The 24,729-nt window shown below is 69.5% G+C and carries 21 protein-coding genes and 1 pseudogene; 14 read left to right on the top strand and 8 right to left on the bottom strand.

All coding sequences use genetic code 11. The features are described from left to right. Together IEZ01_RS22640 and IEZ01_RS22635 are read left to right on the top strand one after the other, a co-directional pair. Positions 1-522, top strand: a pseudogene (locus IEZ01_RS22640) (hypothetical protein); the annotation flags it as partial. A 162-nt stretch (positions 523-684) separates the two neighbouring features. Continuing rightward, positions 685-1,173 (top strand): DUF4265 domain-containing protein, encoded by a 489-nt coding sequence (locus IEZ01_RS22635; protein WP_189203427.1) that lies wholly within the window; start codon positions 685-687, stop codon positions 1,171-1,173. A 425-nt stretch (positions 1,174-1,598) separates the two neighbouring features. Here the strand turns inward: IEZ01_RS22635 and IEZ01_RS22630 are convergent, their stop codons facing one another. Then, positions 1,599-2,003: a hypothetical protein gene (locus IEZ01_RS22630; RefSeq protein WP_028798317.1), complete on the bottom strand. Its 405-nt coding sequence runs from the start codon at positions 2,001-2,003 to the stop codon at positions 1,599-1,601. Between the two features lie 40 nt (positions 2,004-2,043). Further along, a complete protein-coding gene (locus tag IEZ01_RS22625; protein WP_028798316.1) occupies positions 2,044-2,469 on the bottom strand; it encodes a DUF4259 domain-containing protein in 426 nt (141 codons plus the stop codon). A gap of 243 nt (positions 2,470-2,712) precedes the next feature. On the opposite strand from IEZ01_RS22625, the gene IEZ01_RS22620 reads away from it, so the two are divergent. Then, positions 2,713-3,258, top strand: coding sequence for a hypothetical protein (locus IEZ01_RS22620; protein WP_189203425.1), 546 nt, complete (start codon positions 2,713-2,715; stop codon positions 3,256-3,258). Between the two features lie 204 nt (positions 3,259-3,462). Here IEZ01_RS22620 and IEZ01_RS22615 read toward each other — a convergent pair whose 3' ends face one another. Then, positions 3,463-3,780 (bottom strand): helix-turn-helix domain-containing protein, encoded by a 318-nt coding sequence (locus IEZ01_RS22615; RefSeq protein ID WP_189203423.1) that lies wholly within the window; start codon positions 3,778-3,780, stop codon positions 3,463-3,465. A 72-nt stretch (positions 3,781-3,852) separates the two neighbouring features. Between IEZ01_RS22615 and IEZ01_RS22610 the strand changes: the two genes are divergently transcribed. Continuing rightward, a complete protein-coding gene (locus IEZ01_RS22610) occupies positions 3,853-4,785 on the top strand; it encodes a hypothetical protein (RefSeq protein WP_229833159.1) in 933 nt (310 codons plus the stop codon). Between the two features lie 550 nt (positions 4,786-5,335). Here IEZ01_RS22610 and IEZ01_RS22605 read toward each other — a convergent pair. Both IEZ01_RS22605 and IEZ01_RS22600 read right to left on the bottom strand, forming a co-directional pair. Further along, positions 5,336-6,100 (bottom strand): alpha/beta fold hydrolase, encoded by a 765-nt coding sequence (locus tag IEZ01_RS22605; protein ID WP_040875888.1) that lies wholly within the window; start codon positions 6,098-6,100, stop codon positions 5,336-5,338. Between the two features lie 90 nt (positions 6,101-6,190). After that, entirely contained in the window at positions 6,191-7,315 is a 1,125-nt protein-coding gene (locus IEZ01_RS22600; RefSeq protein ID WP_229833157.1) for a winged helix-turn-helix domain-containing protein, read from the bottom strand. 151 nt (positions 7,316-7,466) lie between these two features. On the opposite strand from IEZ01_RS22600, the gene IEZ01_RS22595 reads away from it, so the two are divergent. From IEZ01_RS22595 to IEZ01_RS22580, 4 genes are all read left to right on the top strand, one after another. Then, positions 7,467-7,832 (top strand): hypothetical protein, encoded by a 366-nt coding sequence (locus IEZ01_RS22595; protein WP_229833155.1) that lies wholly within the window; start codon positions 7,467-7,469, stop codon positions 7,830-7,832. 150 nt (positions 7,833-7,982) lie between these two features. After that, positions 7,983-9,056, top strand: a complete 1,074-nt coding sequence (locus IEZ01_RS22590) for a DNA polymerase III subunit beta family protein (protein WP_229833161.1) — start codon at positions 7,983-7,985, stop codon at positions 9,054-9,056. A 20-nt stretch (positions 9,057-9,076) separates the two neighbouring features. Next, positions 9,077-9,586 (top strand): hypothetical protein, encoded by a 510-nt coding sequence (locus tag IEZ01_RS22585; RefSeq protein WP_189203421.1) that lies wholly within the window; start codon positions 9,077-9,079, stop codon positions 9,584-9,586. A 135-nt stretch (positions 9,587-9,721) separates the two neighbouring features. Further along, positions 9,722-10,849 carry a BTAD domain-containing putative transcriptional regulator gene (locus tag IEZ01_RS22580; protein WP_189203419.1) on the top strand — a complete coding sequence of 376 codons (1,128 nt, stop codon included), beginning with the start codon at positions 9,722-9,724 and terminating at the stop codon, positions 10,847-10,849. A gap of 114 nt (positions 10,850-10,963) precedes the next feature. On the opposite strand, the gene IEZ01_RS22575 is transcribed toward IEZ01_RS22580, so the two are convergent. Beyond that, the gene (locus tag IEZ01_RS22575) at positions 10,964-11,629 is read right to left on the bottom strand and encodes a cutinase family protein (RefSeq protein WP_019891648.1); all 666 of its coding nucleotides are present in this window, start codon (positions 11,627-11,629) and stop codon (positions 10,964-10,966) included. A gap of 275 nt (positions 11,630-11,904) precedes the next feature. Here IEZ01_RS22575 and IEZ01_RS22570 point away from each other — a divergent pair, with 275 nt between their 5' ends. Continuing rightward, on the top strand, positions 11,905-13,566 hold the full coding sequence (locus IEZ01_RS22570; RefSeq protein ID WP_028798315.1) for a PLL family lectin: 1,662 nt from the start codon (positions 11,905-11,907) through the stop codon (positions 13,564-13,566). 196 nt (positions 13,567-13,762) lie between these two features. Continuing rightward, positions 13,763-14,269, top strand: a complete 507-nt coding sequence (locus IEZ01_RS22565) for a GNAT family N-acetyltransferase (RefSeq protein WP_229833153.1) — start codon at positions 13,763-13,765, stop codon at positions 14,267-14,269. Positions 14,270-14,425: 156 nt separating this feature from the next. Here the strand turns inward: IEZ01_RS22565 and IEZ01_RS22560 are convergent, their stop codons facing one another. Both IEZ01_RS22560 and IEZ01_RS22555 read right to left on the bottom strand, forming a co-directional pair. Further along, on the bottom strand, positions 14,426-15,511 hold the full coding sequence (locus IEZ01_RS22560; protein WP_189203418.1) for an alpha/beta hydrolase: 1,086 nt from the start codon (positions 15,509-15,511) through the stop codon (positions 14,426-14,428). A 41-nt stretch (positions 15,512-15,552) separates the two neighbouring features. After that, positions 15,553-18,048, bottom strand: coding sequence for a penicillin acylase family protein (locus IEZ01_RS22555; protein ID WP_028798312.1), 2,496 nt, complete (start codon positions 18,046-18,048; stop codon positions 15,553-15,555). A 301-nt stretch (positions 18,049-18,349) separates the two neighbouring features. On the opposite strand from IEZ01_RS22555, the gene IEZ01_RS22550 reads away from it, so the two are divergent. The 4 genes from IEZ01_RS22550 to IEZ01_RS22535 all read left to right on the top strand — a co-directional run bounded on the left by IEZ01_RS22550 (position 18,350) and on the right by IEZ01_RS22535 (position 24,729). Then, positions 18,350-19,867, top strand: coding sequence for a DUF8189 domain-containing protein (locus IEZ01_RS22550; protein ID WP_028798311.1), 1,518 nt, complete (start codon positions 18,350-18,352; stop codon positions 19,865-19,867). A gap of 88 nt (positions 19,868-19,955) precedes the next feature. Then, positions 19,956-21,986 (top strand): DUF8189 domain-containing protein, encoded by a 2,031-nt coding sequence (locus IEZ01_RS22545; RefSeq protein WP_189203416.1) that lies wholly within the window; start codon positions 19,956-19,958, stop codon positions 21,984-21,986. Between the two features lie 503 nt (positions 21,987-22,489). After that, positions 22,490-23,299, top strand: a complete 810-nt coding sequence (locus IEZ01_RS22540) for an FHA domain-containing protein (protein WP_028798309.1) — start codon at positions 22,490-22,492, stop codon at positions 23,297-23,299. After that, positions 23,296-24,729, top strand: coding sequence for a serine/threonine-protein kinase (locus tag IEZ01_RS22535; protein WP_189203414.1), 1,434 nt, complete (start codon positions 23,296-23,298; stop codon positions 24,727-24,729). The genes IEZ01_RS22540 and IEZ01_RS22535 overlap by 4 nt, the downstream gene beginning before the upstream one ends.

Raw genomic sequence — 24,729 nt, 5'->3', positions numbered from 1 at the left:
GCCATGGTGCTGGTGGTTCTCCTTCGCCAGGACCGTAACCCTGGCATCAGGGACTCCACAAATCTCAGTACAGCTCAATGCGCCTTCTGGGGCGTGCGCCTGTGCGATCTGGAAGAGGCTGACCCGCCTGTCGTTGTCCAGTCGCGTGAGGGATGGCGGCCGTTTATGGACAAGGTCTCGCTGGCGTGCGTAGAGCTGGTCCTCTCCGAGAGCCTGCTCAGCGACGGACCTCTCTACAACGCCTGTGAGTTGCCAGCCGAGGTCGTGAGCCAGATTCCACAACTCTTCCAGCGGATTCCCCTCCCGGACTATCCGATGTGGACGGGTGATGACGAGTCCCCGGTCCGCTGGTTCTCTGCTCCTGGACTTCTTCTGCGGCAGGACGGGCTGGCGGCCGACAGCTGGCTACACGTCCGGGGGAAGACCCTGGCCCACCTCTCGGCAGCCTGCGTCGCCGTCCCAGGACAGTGGGCCCAGTGGCAGGGGACTGAACCGAGCACGGTCGACGAGCTGCCCTTTTAGGTCCGCCTGCGAACTCGGCCAAGGTACGCATGCCTGAGTCGGCAGGAATCCTGGACCGGAGTCGAGCCCTCGCAGCAGCCGGAGATCGCCTTGGATGCGTGGTCACGCAGGGCCGCCCTCACCGGTGGGTGGGTGGGACCAGGCGGTGTGGATGATGGTGCGGTGACGAGCATCAGCGACGACCATGTGAAGGTCCACTTCCGCCTGGAGGTAGACGAGGACGGGTGGCCGCCGGCGAGCGTGGAGAGTCTGTGGGCGGTGGATCTCGGCGACGGAACCGTGCGGTTGGACAACACTCCCTGGTTCGTACGCGGAGTTGCCAGCGACGACGTCATCCGGGTGGCGGTCGACGATGAAGGCGTCCACTGGGCCGGCGAGACAGTGCGGGCTTCGGAAAACTGCACCATCCGGCTGATCGTCATGAAGGACGGCGGCTCAGGTGCCGCCCGGCAGACCGTGCTAGAGACCTTCCATCGGCTCGGCACGACCGGCGAGGGGATCGAGCAGTTCCGGATGGTGGCGCTCGATGTGCCACCAGACGCGGACCTGCGTCGGATTCGGAAGCTCTTGGAGCATGGGGAGGCCAAGGGGTGGTGGCACTGGGAGGAAGGGTGTGTCACCTCCGCGTGGCAGGCCACGGCCGCGGAGTGACTGCCATGAACGCTCATACCTCTCCTCAGGGGGAGGCGATGAAGGGATGCGGTATGTCCGTCTCCTACTGCGGCAGTTGCCAGCAGCCCTTGACGGGGGAGGTGGCTCCGGGAGAGCCGCTGAGGGGGCCGGAGCGGCCGATGGGGCATGAGGTCGTTTCGCCCCGGATGGCCCCGGGGACCTTCAAGGTCAATTTCGATGCCAGTCTGCTGATCTTTCACCCGGATGACGTTCCGGGGACTGCGCTGCACCCTGAATCTCGGCGTCTTGCCGGTTGCTGCGGACTCGCCGGCCAGGACGGCCCCAACCTCGTATGCAGCGGCTGCGGTGTCGAGGTCGGGACCAAGGAGTCTGACTGCTGGACCGACAACCTCGTGGCATTGATCGCTCCGCGGTTACGGAGAGTGTCGCTCTCACCTCAGTCGTCAGTGACGGGGCGGGACCACGCTGTCGCGGTACTGCTGGAAGCCGTGCCATCCGGATGTTTCCAAGGGAGTGATCAGGTCTCCTGCGGCGCAGTCCAGAACCTTGCAGCGCAGTGCTCCAGCAAGACGGAAGACCGGGGTGAGGACGTCGTCACCGGATCCGCGGATGTGGAGCATGACGGAGTCGACCGGGTCTTCTGCGCCGATGTTGAGTTCCACGGACCAGGTGGGTCCGAGGAGTTCGCCCCAGGTGGGGTCGGTGAGGTCGGTGTCGGGGGCGGCCTGGGTGATGGCTGCGAGGACGTCGCGCCGGCTGCCGATCGGGGCGAGGGTGTGGGCGTCGGGGATCTGCTGCACCGATGTGAAGTCGTCAGGCAGGCGGAGGAGGAGCACGTCCCAGCTCATGGTGGCCTTTCGGGGATAACTCGTAGAGGGTTCGGGTGGTTCAGAGCAGGCTGAGTTGTTCTCCGGGGGGCTGCGGCGTGAGCACGTTCCGAAGGTTGCGGATGTGCGTGCGCCAGGGAGCGCCATTCGATTCATCCCAGAGGTCCATCAGCTCGGACGGCTCGGTCATGACGCGGTCGAGGGCCTGGAGGGCGAGGTCGCGCAGGCCGGTTAGGTCGGGAAGTGGCTCTTCGGGGCCGTAGACGGGATCGGTCGGCTCGCCCTCGGGGCACTGCGCGGCGACGAGGGCGGCTGCGGCGACGGCTTCTTCGGCTTCGGGTGCTTCGAGGTAGCCGGCTGTGTCGATCACGCGTGTGAGGGTGCCGAGGATGATGCCCGCGCGTGCGTCCGCAGCTGCCTCGTCGAGGGTGTAGCTGAAGTCCGCTGCGGTGTCGTTGTCGAAGGGGCCGACATCCCAAGTGCCCATGTTGCCCTCCTGCATCGTGGCCGGTTCTGGGCATCCTGACAGCAGCCACTGACATTGAGCCCTGCCTGAACGGGGACAGGAGTGATCCCGCGACGATTCCGAGTGAGCGGAAGGCAAACGCGTGCGGTCGGTTGGGGACATCTGCGGTCTCGCTCTGCGATCTTGTTGCGGCTCGCCCTACGTTTGGCTCGGGCTCCGACTGCCGTTGGGGCCGTGGTGCCGGTGGGGAGAGGGCGGACCGCGATGACGTCGCTGTTCGAGCGTCTTGATCTGGAAGAGGCGGTCGTGCGTGGAGAGTTGTCCGCCCTGCGCGAGAAGATCGCGGTGACCGAGGAACGGCTGGCTCACCTGACGATCACGCGGGAGACGCTGTTGTCCTTGGTTGGCGAGGAGTACGCCGACCAGGACGACGACGTCGTGCAGGAGCGGCCAGCAGCCCCTGCGGACGAACCGGTGACCGAACGACCCCCTTCCCCCGATTCCCGGCCGGCTGATGCAGAAGTACCTTCCAGCGGGGCCGCGTCTGGCGGCCCGTTGGAGTGGGAAGAGGCACGCGAGCGGATGTTGGTGCTGCTGGCGGGGGCTGGTCGGGCGATGAAGGTGCAGGACATCGCCGCGGCGATCGGCGAGGACGTCTCCGACACGTCGAAGGGGCGGCGGGTGGAGACCACCCGGTCCCGGCTGAAGCGGCTGGTAAAGGAGGGCCGGGTGGTGGAGGGCCCGACGGCCTGGTTCGCGATCGCTCCCACCGGTGCCGGTCAACAGCGGCAGGGGGACACTCGGGAGTGAAGCGCGGCCGCGAGCGCGCGGCGTTTCAGGTGGCACCGCCGAGGGACTACCAATCGACTCGGCGGTGCCGGGTGCGTGAGCGCCATCCGACAGGTGGCTCCGCGCGTTTTCGAGCGTAGTGGAGACTTTCGCCGCTCGATGCGCGGAGCCGCGAACTTCGTCATGCCCGGTCGCTGTTTGGCGTCTTCGGGCGTGGATCGAGGCTCAATGCGTTCTCTTCCGATCGATACTGGTGTTGTCCGGCCACAGGTGTGCGCCGGTGAAATGGGCGAGGCGGGCGACGGTGGCCACGTCCGGCCAGGAGCGTCCCGCGAGAAGGTCGGCCACGGCCTGTCTGTTCACTCCGGAGCCGGCGGCAGTCGCGCGCAAACTCAGGCCACGGTCGTCCAGGACCCGGGCGAGTGTGCGTGCGATGTGGCCGACCGCTTCGGCGGCCGTGTCGGTGCTCGGTTGTTCGGGCCAGATTTCCGGATTGTCGGTCAGCTCCCGGGGGGAGCGTGCCCGGGCGCGTCCGCCGACCATGCGCGCACCATCCTGTCCGTTGAAGTCGATCAGCTGTGGAATGGCTGCTTGTCCAGCCGGTATGCATGGACCGTGGTCCTTGATCCCGTTACGTCCGCGAAGATCACCCGCTACCGGCCCGAGAGCGTGCCGCCTGTGTGGGCGGAGGTCGCGCCGCTGGTGCGGTCGGTCGTCGCCGCGGCCGTGACGGCTGTGCCCTATGACGTGGAGTGCTTGTTGCACGTGGTCGGCAGGCTGGCATTGTGGGCCGAGGCGTCGGGTATTGAGCGGTCTGCGGACGCGTGGTTGCGCAACGAGGTGATCGATGCGTTCGTGCTCTCGCGGGCCGGAGAGATCGAGACCTCGTCGGTCCGGACGTACCGGACGTGGCTGTTGCGCGTTCGTGACGCCCTGGCCTGGAGCGAGCGCGGGGAAGCGCCTCCGGTCCGGATGCACGCCGAGGCGAGTCCGTACCAGCCCTACACGGCGGCCGAGTTGGCGGGCCTGCGACACTGGGCGACGCATCTGTCCCGGCAGCAGAGGACCGACGCGCTGGTGCTGCTGGGGCTGGGTGCCGGTCTGGGGCTGAAGCCGAAGGAGGTCGCGGCCAGCCGGGGCACCGATCTGCGCCGGCCGAGCACCGACGGGCCGCTGCTGCACAAGGGCGTCGAGCGGCTGGTTCCACTGGTCGCCCGGGCCGCCTGGGACCCTGTTCTGGGTGAGCTGGCGGAGAGCGCGGGCGGCGGGTATTTGTTCCGGCCGGGGCGGACCGTCGAGTACGCGAAGAACCTGATCGGCTCCTGGTCGCTGATCCACCGGCCGCCGCGGGATCTGCCCGCGGTGTCGGTGGGCCGGTTGCGGGCGACGTGGATCGTCGAGCTGATGCGTGCGCATATCGATCACCATCTGATCGCCCAGGCGGCCGGACTCGCTTCCGCCGCGTCCTTGGCCCGCTGGCAGCACCTGGTGCCGCCGGTGGATGAGGTGACCGCGGCCCGGCTCCTGCGAGGCCCGGAGGGGAGGTGACCAGGCCCCGGGCCTGGCGGCATCCGGAGAAGATCAGACAGTGCCGGCCCCGGCCGGTTACCGACGCACCCGCCCGGATCCCGGACTCCAAGGTCGGTCAGCTCGACGCGCTCCTCCAGGAGTCCGGAGTTCTTGAGCTGATCGACACCGAGTTGGAAGGCCGACCGGGCCCGAAGGGGCTCCCGGTCCGGACCGTGCTGGTGGGGTTGTTGCTGGCGTTGCACTATCACCGCAGCGCCAGCCTCGCGGATGTCTGCAGAGTGCTGCTCGACGAGCTCCGGGCCCCCGCTCGGTCGTGGCTCGGCGTCCCGGACGAAAGCCCTGCCGACGACCACGCCAGGATCGCGTTCTCCCGCCGCGTCTACCGCTCCTTCGACCGTCTGACCACCGCCTTTGACCCCCTCCGCTGTGACCGGCGACGCCGGCTTCCCGCCGAGGAGGCACACGTCGTGGCAGCCGCCTGGGAGGACAGAGATATCGAGCGCACACGCCGGCGGGAACCGCCCCCCATCCTTGCCGGGAAACAGACATGGGTCAGCTCTTGCGCGGATCAGCCCGGAACGGACAGGAAATCCTCGACGGCGGCGGCGAACTGGGCCGGGGCATCATGGTGCACGACATGACCGGCGGGAAGCTCGGTGAGACGGGCCTGGCCGGCGCGGCGCGTGATCATTTCGCTGGCATGGGCGGCCGCCAGCTCATCGCTGCGTGTTCCACGGACCAGCAGAGTGGGGCAGGCCACCGCCGACCAGTCCCGCCAGTGGTCACCATTGAGTGCCTTCTGGGACGCCACCGTGTGCTCGATGTCGAACGAGAATCCCCAGCCGCCCTCCGACCGACGGAAGGAACACTCCAGATAGGGAGCCGTCGAGCCCAGCGCGGCCATCAGGTCGTGACGCGACGGCGCATGGCGGGGCAAGCGCAAGGTGAATGACCAGTCGCAGTCAACCACCGCGCCGATGTCCTCGACGATCAGCGCACGGACCCGGTCCGGCTGCCGGGCAGCGTACTGGTACGCGTTCACTCCGCCCAGCGAATGGCCCAGCACCGCCACCGGGCCGATGCCCAGATGTCGATGAAACGCAGCGACATCAGCGACGTAATCGTCCCGCTCGTAACGCGGAGCACGATCGGACTCGCCGTGCCCGCGTTGATCGAGCGCGATCACCCTCCACCGGGGCGCCAATGCCTCAGCCAAAGGCGCGAACGCCGACGCCTCGTTGTAGTGCCCGTGCAGGGCGAGAAGCGGAGTACCCGGACCGCCGAAGTCCAGATACGACAGTTTTCGTCCACCGGCCACAAAGAACTCACGCATGATGCGGATGCTATGCGGCAACACTGACACTCCATGGCTGACCAGCAGTTGACGCGATCGACGCGGCGGAGCGGCGGTCAGGGTCCACGTTCAAGTACTGGCCGGTGCTGAACCGTTGGTGTTCAGCAGGGTGAGGCCGAGATGGGTCAGCGTGTGAAGGGCAGTCTTCCGCTCACGGGTGAGGGTGGTCAGGCCGGCGCTGCGCAGTGTGGTGGCATGCTCGCTGGCGCTGGCTGGGGAGATCCCTGCCCTCCGGGCCAGCTGCGTCGTGGTGCACGCGGGATGGTCGGCTATCACACAGAGCACGACCGCCCGGGTACGGCCGAGAAGCGCGGACAGAGCCGGTGGCACCGGGGCATCGGCGTGGCGTGTATCAGCGGGGTGAGCCCACAGGCCGGCCGCGTCGATCGGATTGTTCAGAGCCGGGTACACCATGACCGCGGTGTCGGCCTGGGCGGTGGCGAACAGCTGGGGAACCGGCCCGCAGAACACCGATGGAGCCAGGACCAGCGCGCGGCCTGCCAGGTGGAAGTCGGTTGAGGTGTGGATGAGCGGCCGATAGCCAGGGATCTCCAGCACGGGGGATTTCCACATGGCCATCGGACGCATGCTGTCCAACAACGTTGTCACCCCGCCCTGCACCATGAGGCGCCCTCGGCGCGCTACCTCCCCGTCCAGGTGGTGGTGGACACGATCCCAGTACGGGGAGACTCCCACCCGGTGGCATTCCCGCAGCGCGGCGGCGAGCCGTTGTACCGACGGCCGGTCGGCCGCCATCACCCCGGACAGCCACTGCGCCCGCGGCCTGGCCGGACCTCGTACGGCGAACTCCGCGCGCAGATCGCCTCCTCGCGCACTGACCAGCCGCTCCAGGCCTTCACCCAGACTGTCCGCAGCGCCCACAAGGGTGAACAGATCCACCAGCCCCCCGCCTGGTGAGCTCAGGAACCTCGCGGTGTCGGGCCCGTCACCCGTGACAAGTGGGCTCGTACGCGCGCGCCAGCCGCCGAACAGCGTCCTGCCGTCGCGCCGCTGGAGGTTCCACAAGCACAGTGCTGTCTCGGCGAGTGGACCGAGCACATGGACCTTCACCCGCGCCAAGTCCTCCGCGGTGAAGTGCAATCGCATCACATCAGCCTCCTCTTTTCCTGGGCCGGATGCTTCACGCTGATCTCGTTCGAGGGCAGTCCGAAACAAGTCGATTTGACCGCTCACCCGGTCCGGTCCGCCCCGGGTCGCCCAGGACCTCAGTTCGGCTACAACCGAATCGAATAGCGCGAACCGACGCTCGAATCCGATGGTGGGACGACTGGCCGCTCCGAGTGTGGGGCGACAACCCAGACCACGAACAACGGAGTGCTGAGATATGTCCGTGCGCATTCGCACCCTTCTCGCCGGTGTCACCATCGGCACCGCGCTTCTCACCACCGGGATCGCCGCACCAGCACAGGCGACACCCGCAGCCACCACGGCGGCGACCCCGTCCTCCGGCGCCGCGGCGGACCTGACACCCGCCCGGGCTGCTGATGGCTGGACCGAGGCCCTTTCCGCGGGGCGTGTGGTCAGGTCATGCCCCAGCTCGTCCTGCGACGTGCTCTGGCGCACGTCCTACGCGGGTCAACCTCTCTGGTGGTACAACACTCGGGTCAACAGCGCCGGCAACCGCTGGTACGAGCTCGACTCTCCCCGGTGGGGCTGGATCTACTGCGGAAACGTCACCGCGCCCTGCTGACAGCCCATCATCCGCAGACCTCTGCCGGGAACGCCCGGCCTTGGACAAGCCCCTGCCGGAACCACCCGGCAGGGGCTCTGCGCTTCTCGTATCCGCGTCGGTGCTCGTCCGTGTTGACCTTCGAGTTGGTTGAAGCTCGATGATGACGCGGTGCCAAATGATGAGCTGATGCCGATCGGGGCCTTCGCCCAGCGCAGTGGTCTGACCTCCAGCGCGTTGCGGTTCTACGCCGACTCCGGGCTGCTGCCCCCTGCCGAGGTCGACCCCGTCACGGGCTACCGCTACTACAGCACCGACCAGGTGGCTCGGGCGACCGCGCTGCGTCAGCTCCGCGAGCTCGCTATGCCCCTGGCCGCTGTCGACGCTGTGCTTGGTGCCGGGGCTGACGAGGCTTCCCGGCTGCTCGACGAGCATGTCGCAAAGGTGGTTGGGGACGCCACGGCCGTGCAGCAGAAGGCCGCTGTCATCAAGTCCGCGCTCGGCGGCAATGTGCCAGGTCTTCCGATCGCGGCGGTGAAGGGGCCCGTGCTGGCGGACGCGGTCGAGCAGGTCATGACCGCGACCGCGCATGAGCGCGGAATGCCGGCGCTCGCCGGTCTGCGCGTCGAGGCAAGTCGTGAGGCAGTCACTCTGACCGCGACGGACCGATACCGGCTCTCCACCAGAACGCTGGTGCCGGCTGAAGCCCCGAGCCAGACGTGGGCCGGCACGGTGAACGGCGACGAGCTGCGAGCCGCGGTCGCCGCGATCCGCCGCAGTCCGCTGGTGCGACTGGAAGCGGTTTCGAACGGGATCTGGTTCCGCGTGGACGACCGGGAGGACCGGCACTGCCGGTTGCTGAACGAAGAGTTCCCCGACCATCGGCTGATGCTCGCGTCACTGGGCGAGGTCACCACTCGTGCGACGGTCTCGAAGGATCTGCTCCTGCGAGCCCTGGAAGAACACCCCGGCGAGCGCATCGGGCTGCATGTCGCCGACGACGCGGTGAACGTGGTGTCGGCGGACGACGAACACCCCGGCATCCCGCTTCCGGCCACCGCGACGGGCCAGGCCCTCCAGATCTGGTTCGAGCTGACCACGCTCTATCCCGCCGTGAGCACCGCGATCGGCCCTGACGTACTGCTCGACCTACGAGGACACGACCAGCCCGTCACGATCCGCTCCGCCGACCGCGGCGATCTCACCACCCTGGCCATGCCCATCAAGTACGACCACTCCGCCTGAGAGACGACGAGGAACACTCCATGACCACCGCACCCGCCAGTCCCGACCCGACCATGGAAGCGATAGGCCACGCCGTCGCCGAGGGGCGAGCCGGTGGCCGCGCTTCCGCCCGCCGGAAGCTGCTGGGCCTGTGGTCCGCGATCGGTGTCACCGGTGACCCGCTGCACCGCTGCTCCCTCGCTCACCACCTGGCAGATCTCTACGAAGATGCCGCCCAGGCCCTCGCTTGGGACATCCGGGCCCTGGACGCTGCCGACGCCATGACCGAGCAGCGCGTCCAGGAGCACCACGCCGGCCTCCACATCGCCGGCTTCTACCCCTCCCTGCACCTCAACCTCGCCGACAACTACCGTCGACTCGGCTCCTTCGACGCTGCCACCGAGCACATCGACGCGGCAAAGGCGCTCGCCCCCAGCCTTCCTCCGAATCCCTACGGTGACCTTCTTCGGGGCGCCATCCAAGGAGTCGCCCAGGCCATCGTCAGGCAAGACCGGTCACGGCGAGCATCTGCGCCTGGTCCGGCTGCCTGACGCACAGGAACACACCAAGGAGTCCCGGTCGCGCGTGTCACTCCGGATCGTTCCGGATGCCGTGCCCGACCCTCCCCCCTCTACCTTGTCGTCGGCGCCCGCCAGACCGATCAGGCCGGAGCACGGGGAGCAGCGATGCCGACGACCGTCACCACCGAACGCCCGACCGCCACCTCGCTCGCGCAGCAGGAGCGCAAGGTGCTCGCCGCGGTGGGCTGCGGCCTGCGGGACGACGAAATCGGCGCCGCCCTCGGCCTCCCCGAGGGCGCCGTCGCCGAACACCTCGCCCGGATTCTGGTGAAGCTCGGTCTGCGCGACCGGGCCGCCGCCATCGTCCACGCCTTCGACTGCGGGCTGGTCGTGCCGGGACGTGGGCCCCGTACGCAGTCGGAGAGACCGGTGCGGCGGACCGCCGCCGGTCGAGCGGGCGGGGCGAAGATGCAGATCTCCTTGCTCGGGCCGCTGCAGGCTTGGCAGGACGGGCGGCCCCTGAACCTGGGGCATCCACGCCAGCAGGCCGTACTGGCGGCGCTGGCACTGGGCGCGGGGCGGAGTCTCAGCCAGCAGGAACTGCTCGATGATGTCTGGGGGATGGAGCCGCCGGCCGGGAACGTGGTGCCGGTGTACATCTACCGGTTACGCAAGGCTCTGCGCGGCGGGGACGCTCCGGGCTCGGTCATCGAGTTCGCCCGGCGCGGGTACCAGCTGGTGCCCGGGGCGGTCGACGTGGACGTGGCGCGTATGGAGGAACTGGTCACCGGCATCGGGGCGGCCGATCGAGCGGGTGAACCGGCCGAGGCGGTCCGCCTGTGTGCCCAGGCGCTGGAGCTGTTTCGCGGGGAGCCCCTGGCCGGTCTGCCCGGGCCGCTCGCCGAATTGGAGCGGCTGCGGCTCACCGAGCGCAGGATCGCCATCGTGCAGCGGAAGTTGGAGTGGCAGCTGCGGCTGGGCCAGGACGCGGAAGCGATCGCCGAGCTGTTCGCCCTGTCCGCGGCGCACCCCCTCAACGAGCCGTTGGCCGCGATGCTGATGCGGGCGCTGTACCGAAACGGCCGGCAGGCCGACGCGTTGACCGTGTTCGACCGCGCCCGCCGCCGTCTCGCCGACGACCTGGGGGTTCCGCCGAGCCGGATGCTGCGGCGGACGCACCAGATGATTCTGTGCGGCGACGAAGCCGGCCTCGGCCTCACCCCCTCGGCCGGGCGGCCGGGCGGCCGAGGGCGCGTCGTCATGGGGCGACGAAACATCGATGACGCGCTCTGACGCGGTCCCCAACGGTACGAGCGCCTCACCACCTGCCAGCGGCCGGCATTTCCGGGCCGATGGCAGGTGGCAGATATCAGATGGCCGATGGATTCGGCCAGGCACCCTCCGTGATTACCAGGAGGCGGGGTGCCAAGCGCCGTTGTACCACTCCTCATTGGCGCTGTCGTTGTGGTGATCCATGTTGAAGTCGTGCGGGTAGTTCTTGACGTGGTTGTTCGGGTACGTCCAAATGCCGGCGGACTCGTCGCAGACGTAGTCCCAGTGGCAGATCGTCTTGACCGGTACGTTTCCGAAGAACCTGTCGGCGCCGGCGAGCGGGGCGCCGACGAAACCGCCGAACGGAACGGCTCCGCCATTGGCTCCGGGAGGGCCCTGACGCTTGGGGTCCGCGATGAGAATGGCATTGACGTTGCCGAACGTCTGCCAGTTCTCGGTGACCCAGATGTGCACCACCGCGGCGCCCAGCGAATACCCGCCCATCTTGACGTGCTGGCCCGGGCACGCGGCACGTTGGTTACGTACCAGCCGGTTCAGCTCATTGACGCCGGCCCGGGCGCTCGCACCGTTGGGAATCTGGGTGGGGTACCCGACGTGCTGCTGGATGTTGCCGGTGAAGCCGTCGTTGTTCCACGAACTTCCCGTGCCACCGACAACGATCGTGTACGTGCCCTCGCACGAAGCCGCGGCCGTTGCCTGCGCCGTGGATCCCTGTGCCACTGAAAGCCCGGCCGTGAGCACGAGTCCGGCCAGCGCGGCCGCGAACTTTCTTGCCCGCATTCGATACTCCCCATGTAGTCGGCCTATGCGTGCCATGTCCTCGGCCTTACGCGTCCGCTTTCCGAGGCGGTAGGCGGTAGGCGGTCGGCCAAGGTCACCGGACGACAGTGACAGCAGCCGATGACATCCCGATGAAACCCGCATTCCCCGGCGACGGGGATGAAGGACGGTTCCATCGGAATTTCATCGGCGTCTTCTACCGTCGGCCGCCGACGCCCGCAGAGGGGCGGCCGAATTCCGCACCGACTTCACTTCACAACGGAGGGGCACACACAGTGGCAAGAACCGGCTTATACCGCGTGTTCACCAGACTGGCCGTCGTGGCCGGAATCTGGGCGCTGGTCATCGGGATGACCGCCTCGGCCGCCGTCGCCCAACCCGGGCCTGTTCCGGGCCGGGGCGACGACCGGTCCGGCGTATCCCGGTATTTCAGCAGCCCACAGGGGTTTGCCATTCCGACCGTGCCATGTGATCCGGCCGGCCCGTCGCCCACCGACGGCGTCATGGCCGACCAGCTCAACCCGCAGCTGCACGCGAAGATGGCCGGCTACCTGAACGCGTACAAGATGTCCTGCGCGCGGATGGTCACGCAGGCGGTGAAGGACCGGGGGCTCAACCCGCGAGCCGCGGCGATCGCCATCGCCACGATCATCGTGGAGAGCAGCATGAACAACTACTCGCAGGCCGTCGACCACACCAGCCTCGGGCTGTTCCAGCAGCAGGACTGGTGGGGTACCCGGGAACAGCGTCTGAACCCGACCTACGCCACCAACGCCTTCCTCGACGATATGGAACGGCGGTATCCGGCCGGCTCGTGGAACAACGCGCCGATCGGCGAGGTGTGCTGGCGTGTTCAGCAGCCGAGGGAGGATCTGCGCCACCTGTACGGGATCGAGGCGGACGACGCCGCACTCATCGCCAACGCGCTGTGGTCCGGTACGGGAGGCGGCCCCAAGCACCCGTACGCCTCGGGCCGCGTGGTGTCCGGGCGGTCCGCGGACGGACGGCTGGAGGCTTTCGCCGCCGGCGCCGACGGCGTGTACCACTCGTGGCAGACCGCGGTGAACGGCGCTTGGTCGCAGTGGCGGTTCGCGGGTGGTCCGCGCAACGCGCAGCTGGCGGTGGCGTCCAACGCGGACGGCCGGTTGGAGGTGTTCGCGCTGTCGGACACCACGTTCGACCACATGTGGCAGACCGCGCCCAGTGCGGGTTGGTCCGCCTGGGAGAACTTCGGCACCGGAGGGTACCGGCTGGCGGCCGGCAACAACGCCGACGGCCGTATCGAGGTGTTCGCCTCCAACGCCAACGGCGTCTTCCACCGCTGGCAGACCGCGCCCAGCGGTGGCTGGGCCACCTGGGAAGGCGTGGGCGGTGGCCCGGCCAACTCGCGCCTCGCCATGGAGAACGCACCCGATGGACGACTCGAGGTGTTCGCGCTGTCGGACTCGACGTTCCAGCACCTGTACCAGACTTCCGTCAACGGCGGTTGGTCGACCTGGGAGAACTTCGGCGGCGGCGGACGCGACGTCGCGGCCAGCTACAACCAGGACGGCAGGCTCGAGGTGTTCGCCTCCAACGCCAACGGTGTGTTCCACCGCTGGCAGACCAGCCCGAGCACCTGGTCGGAGTGGACGGGCACCGGCGGAATCTCCAATGCCGAGCTGACCACCTCGCGCTCGGTCGACGGCCGGGTCGAGGTGTTCGCCATCAACGCCACCACCGCGAGCCACGCCTGGCAGACCGGCCCGAACGCGGCGTACTCGCAGTGGGAGACCTTCGGTGGCGGCGGAACCGAGATCGGTGCGAGCAACAACGCCGACGGTCGCATCGAAGTGTTCGGCACCAGCCAAGCCGGTGTCTATCACCGGTGGCAGACCGGGTTCGCCACGTGGTCGGAATGGGGCTGGCTGAACGATTCGGGCCCCGCGATCAACTAAGGGGCTGTCCCGGGCTGTCCGGGGGAGCACGTGCGGAGCCGGAGGACGATGGCTGCGACGGCAACGGCGCTGGTGCCGTTGCCGTTCCCGTTGCCGTTGCCGTTGCCGTTGCCGTTGTTGCCATCGCCGTCGCTCGACGGCGGCATACGCTTCGGTGATCGGTGACACCGCATGTCCGACGTGACGGGGGATTGCTGTGGGCGTGAACAGCGGCAGCGGCCTTGCGTCGCTGGAACGGATGCCTGGCTACGTCTTCCGGCCGTACCGCGGCCCGGACGACCATGGCGCGATGGCCGCGGAGCGGCTGGGCTGTGTCGAGGGGGACCGGGTCGACGCCCGCTCGGTCGTGCAAGGGGTCCCGACACCCGCCGAGATCGCGGAAGCGTGCGCCACGTTGGACGACCCGTCCGAGAACCAGCTTCTGGCGGAACACATGGCCGGTGTCGCCCTGTGCTCGATCCGTCGGCAGGACCCCACCATCGGCGAAGTCGAAGAATTGGGCGTCCGGGCGGAGTCGAGGCGTCTGGGACTCGGGCGGGCCCTGCTGCTGGAGGGGCTGCGATGCCTTCGCGAGCACGGCGCGGAGACCGCCCGCTTGTACACCGGGACCGCGAATCCGTACCGCTCCTACGACCTCTACGAGAGCGTGGGGTTCCGGCGCCAGAACGAGTACGTCCGCTACCGCAAGCCGATCGCCGTCTGATCGGGAGAGTCTGAAGTCCCCTGCCGGCTCCAGCTCGGCGCGTACGGGCCGAAGGCGCCCGCCCTCGGCCCGTACGTGACCAAGGCGCCCGCCGTCGGCCCCGGACCGCTGGAGCGGTGGGTGGGGCGACGGCGGGCGCTGGAGGTTCTGGAACGGTCAGGCGGCGAAGGACCTCTCGAGGCGGGGGATCAGATCCCGCAGGTCCTGTTCCCAGCAGCCGGCGTTGTGGCCGCCGTTGCACTGGGTGCCCCAGCCGGAGCCGTCGCCGTAGTTGACGTAGTAGTAGGACATGCCGAGGGCGTCCATGTTCGCCTTGACGTTCTTGGCGGCGCCGGAGACCCAGAACTCCATGTCGACCGGCGAACCGCCGCCGTCACCCGTGTAGATGGAGACCCCGACTCCGCCCTTGGCGAGCCTGTCCATGTGCTGCGACGGGTCGACCTCGTTCCACCGCCAGTCGACGTTGAACACGGGGTAGGGCGAGCCGAACAGGGCGTCGCTGTCCACACCCGGCTTGTACGGGGATTCGTTGGGATCGCAGTAGCCGGAGGCAGAGGCGCACATCGCGCCCAACGCGTCGGTGACGGAGGCGACGACGGCCATCCGCAGGTCCATGGATCGGGCCGACAGGTCGATGTCTCCCGAGAGGGACGCGGTCTGGCTGAAGAGGTCGGGGCGGACCTGGGCGTAGTGGAAGGCGCCGAATCCACCCATGGAGACGCCGGCGACGGCCCTGGCCTTCTTGGTGGCGATGGTGCGCAGGTTGGCGTCGATGAACGGGATCACCTGCTTGAGGTGGAAGTTCTCCCAGTTCTGGGCCCCCAGCACCGTCTTCTGATTGAGCCAGTTGGCGTACCAGCTCCGGGCGCCGCCGTCCGGGATGACGGTGATCATCTCGTTCGACATGCTCAGCGCCGGGTAGTTCTGCTGGATCGGGTCGTCCGGTGATCCGTGCAGGAAGTACAGCACGGGGTAGCGCCTGCCCGGGTCGTCGTTGTAGCCCCTCGGCAGAATGATTTTGATGTGCTGCTCACCCGCGACCTCGGGCGTGGTCACGGTGAGGTAGAAGTTGGTGGCGGTTCCTTTTGACGTACCGACCTGGGTCAGGCCGAAGCCGTTCGTCATCGGTGGCGGCGTGGTGCCGCCGTCGGTGGCCTGTGCCGACGCCGCGGGTGCGACGACGGCCACGGCGGCGAGCATCCACGCCGCCGCCAGGCGCCACCAGTTCGATCTCCTTGTCATGGTGTACCCCCTGGTGAGTCCGGTGAGTGTTTTCGGCATGCTCAGTTCAGAACCTTGGTCTGCAGTGCCGGTGAGGCCGCGATCTGCTCCTCGGTGAACCGCTCGGTCACCCATTGGCCGGCCGAGAAGAGCTTGGTCTGATCGGCGTAGTGCGGGGAGTTCGGGTTGGCCGACTGGGAGTAGGCCATGACGGAGTACGCCTGGGGCGGACCGTCGGTGGTGAACCGCACCTGCTGGATGAAGCTGGAGCCGAAGACGATGTCCAGCTTTCCGTCGACCTGGCCAGGAGTGATCACGTTCAGTACGCCCAGTTCGCCGATCGAGCCGTGGATCGGGATCTGCTCACTGCCACGGGTCACCTTCTGGATGTCCGACAGCGGCGCGTTCAGCGGGATGCCCGCCTTGCGCAGCGCGTGGACGGCCCGGGCCAGCGCGTCGCGGACGGCGGAGTTTCCGGAGTCGAGTGAGTTGGGCGTGTGTACCGGGTCCTTGGGGTCGAATGCGACCCGCCACGGCAGTTTCTCGATCGACTGCCCGCCTTGCAGGCGGACCCAGAAGTTCGCGAACAGCCAGGATCCCCGGCTGTCCGCCGTGTAGTTGTGGTCCTTCCAGGCGGCCAGGATCGGACACGCCTCGCTCACGTTGACCAGGTTGCCGTCCACCAGGACGAGCCCGAAGGGGACGCTCTGGCACGCCGTCACCGTGGCGTTGAGGGTCAGGTCGGCCGCCCTGCTGTTGTCGGCGAACAGCAGCTTCCCCATGGTCTCGGGCGTGAAGCCCTTGCCCGGCAAGCCGTCGGTGCCGTTGATCCGGTTCTGCGCGGTCAGGATCAGCTCCTGGGTACGCAGCGACCTGGGCGTCGCGGCGTCGCCCATCACCTGGGGGAAGGACAGCGGCTGCTCGGGGTTGGCCAGCCAGGCGCTGTCGTTGGCGTTGCCCACGAAGTCGGACCGGATCAGGCGCGGCTGCTTGTGCGGGTCCAGCAGTCCTGGTGCGACCGCGTTCGGGTCGTTGGGCCAGTCGCACTCGCTGCGCTTGCCGTCGAAGATGGAGACCGGCGGCACGTTCGACGGCCGCAGCCCCGGGTTGAACAGCAGCTGACCGGTCATGGTGAGGCACGACTTGGCGTGCTCGTCGGTGATGTTCGGGGTGGCCTGGATGTCCGCGTACAGGGTGTTGCCCTTGCGGTCTGAGGCGACGGTGTTGAAGAAGGGGACGCCCTGGGTGGTCTCCAGGGTGTTCACGACGTCGTGGACGTCCTTGGCCTGGTCGAGGCGGAACCAGGTGTTCATCGCCCGCAGGTTGTCCATGTTCACGTCGCGCACCGCGTGCGCGCTGACCACCCAGGGCAAGGGGATGCCCTGGATCGATGTGGTGATCGGGCCGTAGCGGGTGGACCACAGGGTCCTGGTGACTTTGCCGATGGAGCCGTCCGCGTTGCGCACGTCGACAGCGACCTGCTGTGAGGTCATCTGCTCCCACTCGCCGTCGACCAGGTACTTGGTCGGGTTCAGCGGATCCACCTGCACGTCGAACAGCCCGAACGGAGCGACGGTGGCGACCGTGTGGCTCCAGGCGACGTTGTCGTTGTAGCCGATGTTCACCGCGGGGAGTCCGAGCAGGCTTGCCCCGGAGACGTTGACCTTTCCCGGGATCGTCAGGTGGCTCTGCCACATCCGGTTCTTGCCCTGCCACGGGAAGTGCGGGTTGGCCAGCAGCATGCTGGTGCCGCCGGAGACGCCCTGGGAACCCACCGCCAAGGCGTTGCTGCCCATGCTCTGTCGGTGGCTCGCCGCCATCGCGTCGCGGATCTTCTTCGCGGTCTTGGCAGCGTTCGCGGTGTTCGCCGCCTTCCCAGCCTTCTCGGGCGAGGAGGCCGGCGGCGGGGCGGCCGACGCGCCCGGGGGCGTGGCGTTCACCAGGCCGTCCAGCAGCGCATCGGCGCTGCCCATGATGATCTCGGCATGCGCGTGCCGGTAGACGTCCAGCTCCGTGATGGGCCGCACCCAGGCCGCACCGCGGCAGGCCGGGTCGGTGATGTTGTTCACGCCCGTCTCGGACAGGTACCGGTTGTATCCCTGGACGTAGCCGCGGATGGCCTCTTTGACCTCCGGCTCCGGCCCGTTGGGGGCGGGCAGGCCGATCAGCCGCTCCACCACCCCGTTGTCCTTGATCCGCTGGAAGTACAGGTCACTGTTGAGATTGGTGGTGGTGTTCTGGTCCTTGCCGGGGCTCGCCTTGCCATTGGGGCCCAGATGGCGGGAGCGCTGGGCGTTGACCATCAGGTAGGTGTCGGCCAGGGTGCAGATGTTGTCCTTGGCCGCCGCGTATCCGTAACCCGTCCCCAAATCCTCCCAGTTGGAGGCGATGATGTGCGGGATTCCGTACTCGGTGTAACGGATCGTCGGCTTGTCCGGCCCCGGTTCGGCGGCGGCTGCTCCCGTGGCCGCGGGCGCGGTGACCGCCATCGTGCTCATCACCGCCACCGCGGCCGCGGCCGCCACCGGCAGCCTCGCTCTGAATCTCCTCCGCGCCATCGAGCCGTCCTTCCCCTGTTCACAGGCCGTCGTCTGAACGCGGCCACGCTAGGGAGGACCGATGAAATCTCGATGATGCCGCCGCGTCCCAGGGGCGCCGGTGCCGTCCGCTGCTCCACCCGCCCCCGCGCGGCCGAGGCCAAGGGCATAGCCGACGCGCCGGCGCCTGTCAGTCCGTAATCTTCCGGGGTCTCCCGGCGCCGTCCCGTTGCTACCTTCCAGACCGCCCGCTCCTCGGCCACGCGGGTATCCCGCACGTCCATCCCATTCACCCCGAGATTCGAGGGGGGAGGAGCGTCTCGTGCTTGCTGGACTTTCCCGACGCGCACTGGCCTGTGTTCTCGCGGTGGCAGCCGCCCTGCTGCTGCCGGCGCTGGTGCCCGCGGTTCCGGCCGCGGCGCGTACCGCCACGGCCGGAACCGCGGCTTGCCCGGCCGCCGGTTTCGTGTCACAGCACTTCCACAAGGACCACAACGGCGTCGACATCGCCAACGACGTCGGGACGCCGATCTACGCCGTCGGCGACGGTGAGGTGACCATCTCCGGACGCGAGCCCGGCTACGGCCAGTGGATCCGGGTCCAGCACCCCGACGGGAGGATCTCCGAGTACGGGCACATGTCCCGGCGGGACGTCTCCGCCGGTGACCGGGTCGTGGCCGGTCAGCAGATCGCTCTGATGGGCTCCGAGGGGCAGTCCACCGGCCCCCACCTGCATCTGCGGATCTGGGGGGATCGCTCCGCCACGTACGGTATCGACCCCGAGGACTACCTCGCGGAGCGCGGCGTCGTGCTGCCCTGCACCCCGGGCAACGGCCCGCGCCCCCGGCCGTTGGTGTATCCGGCCGAGTCGGGGCGGGTCGTGTCGGCGCGGTCGGCGGACGGGCGCCTTGAGGTGTTCGCCGCCGGAGCCGATGGCATCCACCACGCCTGGCAGCAGGAGGTCAACGGCAACTGGTCGGCTTGGGAAGCCCTCGGGGGACCCGGCAACGCGGAACTCGCCATCGCGCCCAACGCGGACGGCCGCCTGGAACTGTTCGCCCTCAATGGGAACACCTTCCAGCACCGCTGGCAGATGAGCCCGTCCGGTGGCTGGTCGAACTGGGAAACCTTCGGCGGTGGCGGACGGGACACCGCGGCCGGTGTCAACGCCGACGGCCGTATCGAGGTCTACGCCTCGGGCCCGGTCGGTCTCTTCCACCGGTACCAACTCGCCCCGAACGGCGGCTGGTCGGAATGGGAGCCCACGGGCGGCGGCCCTGCCGACAGCCGCGTGGAGATGGAGAAGTCACCCGACGGGCGCCTGGAAGTCTTCGCCCTCAACGGCGACACCTTCCAGCACCAGTACCAGACCGCCCCCAACGGCGGGTGGTCCCCCTGGGGCGCCTTCGGCGGCGGCGGACGCGACCTGACGGTCGACCACAATGCCGACGGCCGCCTGGAGATCTTCGCCTCCGGTCCGGTGGGTGTGTTCCACAAGTACCAGACCAGTCCGACCAGTTGGTCCGAGTGGGAGCCCACCGGCGGCCCTGCCGATTCGCAGCTCACCAGCGAACGTACCCCCGACGGGCGTGTGGAGGTCTTCGCCATGAACGGCAGCACCGCCATGCATATGTGGCAGAGCGCCGTCAACGCGCCCTACAGCGAGTGGGCCGCCTTCGGCACCGGCGGCAGCGAAGTCACCGCCGCCACCAACGCCGACGGCCGCATCGAGATCTTCGGCACGAGCCACGCCGGCACCTTCCACAAGTGGCAGACAGGCTTCACCACCTGGTCCGAATGGACCTGGGTCAACGACACCCCCGGCCCCACCCTCAACTGACCATCTCCCCCGTCCTCATTGACCTCTCCCGTGGTCGGCTGTGCCCTGTACGACGCACGGCCGGCCACCGGTCCCGCTGGAGGGACTCGTGCTTCCGATCAGCAGACGGAGCCTGTTGCGCGGTGCTGCCGGGGCGGGCGCGCTCCCGTTCCTGGGCGCCGGCCCGGCCGTCGCCGCGACCTCCGCGGACGCCCCGGCCCCGCACTGGGTCGGCGCGGGACCCTTCACGTACGTCTACGACCCGTCCACCCCGGCCGGCCCGCGCTACCTCAACGACCATACGCTGATCAAGGCCCAGGGCCGCTGGCACCTGTTCGGCATCGTCGGAGACAGCGCGCCGCGCGGCGAATCCCCGGACAGCTCGGCGGAGATCACCTTCGCCCACGCCTCCGCGGCGAGTCCGAACGGGCCGTGGACCACCCACGCCGACGCGCTCACCGTCGACCCGTCCTATTTCGGCGAGGAACACCTGTGGGCGCCGCACGTCGTCGAGGCCGGCGGCACGTTCTGGATGTTCTACGCCGCGGGCGGCGAGAGTGGTGCCGCGATCAACCTCGCCACGTCGACCGACCTGTTCACCTGGACCCGCGAACCGTCCGGCCCGCTGTTCCGGGGGCTCGCCGCGCGCGACCCCATGGTGCTGCGGGTCGGCGGCGAGTGGGTCATGTACTACACAGAACTCTCGGGTGCGGGCGGCCACCATGTCGTGGCCTACCGGCGTTCCGCCGATCTGCTGCACTGGAGCGAGCCGGGCGTGGCCTTCACCGACGCGAGCACGGACGCGACCGTCTCGGTCACCGAGTCGCCGTGCGTCGTCGAACGGGACGGCTGGTACTACCTGTTCATCGGGCCGCGCGGCGGCTACGAGGGCACCGACGTACTGGCCTCGCGGGATCCCTTCCACTTCGAACTGGCCGGGTACGCGGGTCATGTGGCCGGTCACGCCGTCGAGGTCGTGCGCGACGGGGAAGCGTGGTACGCCAGCGCCGCGGGCTGGTTCCGTCATGGGCTGTACGGGGCGCCGCTGTACTGGCGGGACACCCCACCGCCGTGGCAGAGCCCCGACAACCCGGTGGCCGGCCTCGACGTGCACGGCCGACTGACGGTCTTCGCACTCGACGCCACCGACCGCTCGATGCTGCGGCGCGTGCAGCTCGACCCGTACACCGACACCTGGTCGGAGTGGGAGTCCTTCGGAGGACCGGCCGGCGCGGTTCCCACCCTCGGCCGCAACGTCAACGGCAGGCTGGAGGTGTTCTCCCTCGCCCCGGGCGGCGTCAACCTGCACCACCGGGCGCAGCGGCCGGACGGTGGCTGGCACGCCTGGGAGGAGTTCGGCGGCCCGGCGGGTGCCACCCCTGCGGTCGCCCGCGACGCCGACGGCCGGCTGGAGGTCTTCGCCCTGAGCCCCGGCGGCGCCTCCGTCGCCCGGCGTCGGCAGGGCTCGCCCGGGTCCCTGAGCTGGGACCCGTGGGAGCCCGGCTTCGGCGGGGCGGCGGGCGCGCCACCGGTGGTCGCGGCGAACGCGGACGGCCGGCTGGAGGTGTTCGCCCTCTCCCCCGGCGGCTCCGGGATCTACCACCGCTGGCAGGAGGCGCCCGGCGGCCGCTGGACCGCGGCATGGCACCGGTTCGGCACCGCGGCCGGCGCCGCCCCTCGGGTGGCCAGGGACGGCAGCGGCCGGCTCGGTGTCGCCGCGATCGGTCCGTCGGGCGTGGGAAGCTTCGCCCGGCGGCAGGCCGCGCCGAGCGGTGGCTGGGGCGACTGGCGGGGGCTGTTCGGCTGGAGCGCCGCCGCCCCGGCGTTCGCCGCCAACGCCGACGGCCGGCTGGAGGCGTTCTCCCTGACGCCCGGCGGCGCCCGGCTGAGCCACCGCTGGCAGGTCGCTCCGGGCGGGGACTGGCATCCCGGCGGCGAGTTCGGCGAGCCCGGCATCAGGCTCGTCGCCACGCCCACGGCCGCGCTGGACTCCACCGGGCGGCTGCACGTCTTCGCCGTCACCGGCGCGGGCAGGATGCGGACCCGCGTCCAGGACCGGCCGAACGGCGGGTGGCACCCATGGACGGCCTTCGGCGACCGCACGGTCGCGCCCCTCGTGTCGGGCAGTCCCGCTCTGTGAGCGGAGGGTGCGGATCTCGCCAAGTGAACGGGCACATCGACGTTTCGTCGGCGCCGCGAAGCCGCCCCGTACGCCGGTTCCTTCCCTCCCCGCACGGTGACGTTCCCCACCTTGCGCAACGCGGAACGAGGCATCCGCACCCGGCGCGGGAGGCTCCTCCCGCGCCCCGGCCGCCCGCGGCGGCAGGCCGTTCCCCCGGCGCCTCGGCGCGATACCCTCCGGGCCGAACAGCCGGGCAGAGAACGGGAAACAGCCTCAAATCGCTGCCCCTCTCGCGGCACCCCGGTGACCTGAGACACAGCCAACGGAGTGCCTCACGGGACCCGTGAAAGAGCGCCCTGGTGAGAGCGGTTCAGGAGCCTGCTCGCACCACATTCGGCCGGCCGGCCTGACCCCGTCGGCGGTCCCGGTGAAGTGGCCGAAGTACGCCGGTGAACTCCCCTGACCGATGAGTATCGTTCCGCTCGTCAGGCAAGTGCGACGCGGGGGAACGGGGGGGAGCGGTGAGCGGCGTAGTGGTCCATCTGCCGCAGGGAAGCGGTGGCGCCGACGGCGGCGAACCGCACGGTGACGCGGTGACGTTACGGCTCGGCCCGGGCGAGGTCGCCCGCTTCGGACGGGGCTCCACGACGGTCCCCGTCGAGCTGCGCCTCGCCGACCCCGCGATCTCCCGGCTCGCCGGGGAGATCCGCGTGACAGACGACCACTGGCAGCTGACGAACCACAGCACCACCCACAGCTATCTCGTGGAGAATCCGGAGGGAGCGGGGGAATACCTGAGGGTTCCGCCGCGACGGGTCGGGGCGCCCATCCCGTTCGAGTTCTCCCGCGTCGTGCTGCCCACCCGCGGTGACGTCACCATCTCCTTCCAGGTGTTCGCCCCCGACCACCTCTATCTGGACCCGGAGGCCATGGGCGTTCCCTGGGGAACCAGCACGGTCACCGCCTACTCCCTGGACGAGACGGCCACGTACTTCCTCGTCCTGGTCGCACTCTGCGAACCGCGCCTGCGTGACCAGTCCCGCGTGGCGGTCCCCACCACTCCGCAGATCGTCGAGCGGCTCAGGGGGCACGTCACCTGCGGCACGCTGACCGCGCGGGCGGTCAGCTCGCACATCGACTACCTCGCCGAGGAGAAGTTGCGCCTCGGCGTCGCGGACGCCCACGAACCCGGCAAGGGCGACCGCCGCAACGGCAAGCGGGAGGAGATCGTCGGGCTCGCGCTGCGGTTCGGCCTCGTACGGGAAGAGCACCTCGCGCTGCTGCCGCCCCTGGCCGGGGCCGGCGGGCGGGAGCGGCCGGCCGCACGATGACACCGCCGCACGGCCATGGAGACACCGCGGAGCACGACCGCGCCGACCTTCTCCCACCCGGCTGTCAGGTGGGCGGCTGGGTGGTCACCGAGCTGATCGGATCCGGAGGCTGGTCCTCCGTCTACGCGGCGCGGCCTGCCGACGGGCCCCCGGGCGGAACCGGCGAGGCCCGCACGGGCCGGTCCTCGGGCCCCAGCGACGTCGCGCTCAAGATCATGCCGACCGCGGGGCTCGCGCCTCGGCAGGCGCGCAGGATCGTGGAATCCGCCCGCCGCGAGGTCGAGCTCGGGCGCAGGGCCGGGCATCCCAGGCTGATCGGCCTCCGGGAGTCGTTCGTTCTCGCCTCACCCGACCGTCCCTCCCTGGAGGGGGCGATCGTGCTGGTCATGGAGCGGGCCGCCGGCAGTCTGCGGGAACTCGTCGACACGGGGGTGCCCGAGGCCGATCGCGCCCGGCTGATCGCGGGAATCTGCGAGGGACTCTCGCATCTCCACCGCTCGGGCTGGGTCCACGCGGATCTCAAGCCGGAGAACGTCCTCCTGGGCGGGGACGGTTCCGTGAAGCTCTCGGACTTCGGCCTCGCCACCGAGCTGACGGGGACGCACGGCTATGCGCCGCCCATGGGCACCCTGGACTACCTGCCGCCCGAGCGCTGGAGGGCGCCCCTGGGCGAACTCGGCGTGCGGGTCCGGCCGACCGCCGACATCTGGGCCCTGGGCATCCTCATCCACGAGGTCTTCGCGTCGGGCGCCTCACCGTTCCCCGGCGCCACACCCATGGCGCGGGGCGCCGCGGTCCAGGAGTACGGCGAGGGGCGTGCCCCGCTGCGCATGGACCACGCCGTGCCGCCGTTCTGGCGGGCGCTGATCGCCGACTGCCTCGCCCCGACCCACGCGGCCCGCGCCCCGCACACCGCCGAGAGCCTGCTCGCCCGTATCACCGCCGAGCAGCAGACGCCCGGGGCGGGGCGGCTACGGGGCCGGGCCCGCGCCGCCGTCCTCGCCACCGCGCTGTGCGGGGTTGCCGGCGCGACCCTGTACTCGGACGCGGTACGCGCGAGCTCGCCCGCACAGTCCGGCCGTACGGGCGCGACGGTCGGCACGGTCCGGGTCTTCAACGCGGAGCGGGGCTGCCAGGACCGGGTCGACCGGGACCGGCAGTGCAGTCTGGGCCTGGCGATCGATCCCGCACAGCCCTACACCGCGGAAAACGTCGTACCGACCAGGGTGTGGCACGGCGACGTCCTCACCGCGGACTGCGAGCTGCCCGACGGACAGCCCATCATCGACGAGGAGGACCTGCGGTCCACCCACTGGTTCCGCGTCCACCTCCCGCCCGGCTCCACGCCCCCCGCGGCCTGGCTGCCCGCCGTACGCACCAGGGAACGGCCGGCGCTGCCGGAGTGCCCGCACCCCACGGCCGTGCGCTGA

The organism is Streptomyces purpureus, from assembly GCF_014648195.1.
GTDB lineage: Bacteria > Actinomycetota > Actinomycetes > Streptomycetales > Streptomycetaceae > Streptomyces > Streptomyces purpureus.
The sequence above is the reverse complement of the archived record's forward strand: the minus strand, read 5'-3'. Positions and strand labels throughout refer to the sequence as shown.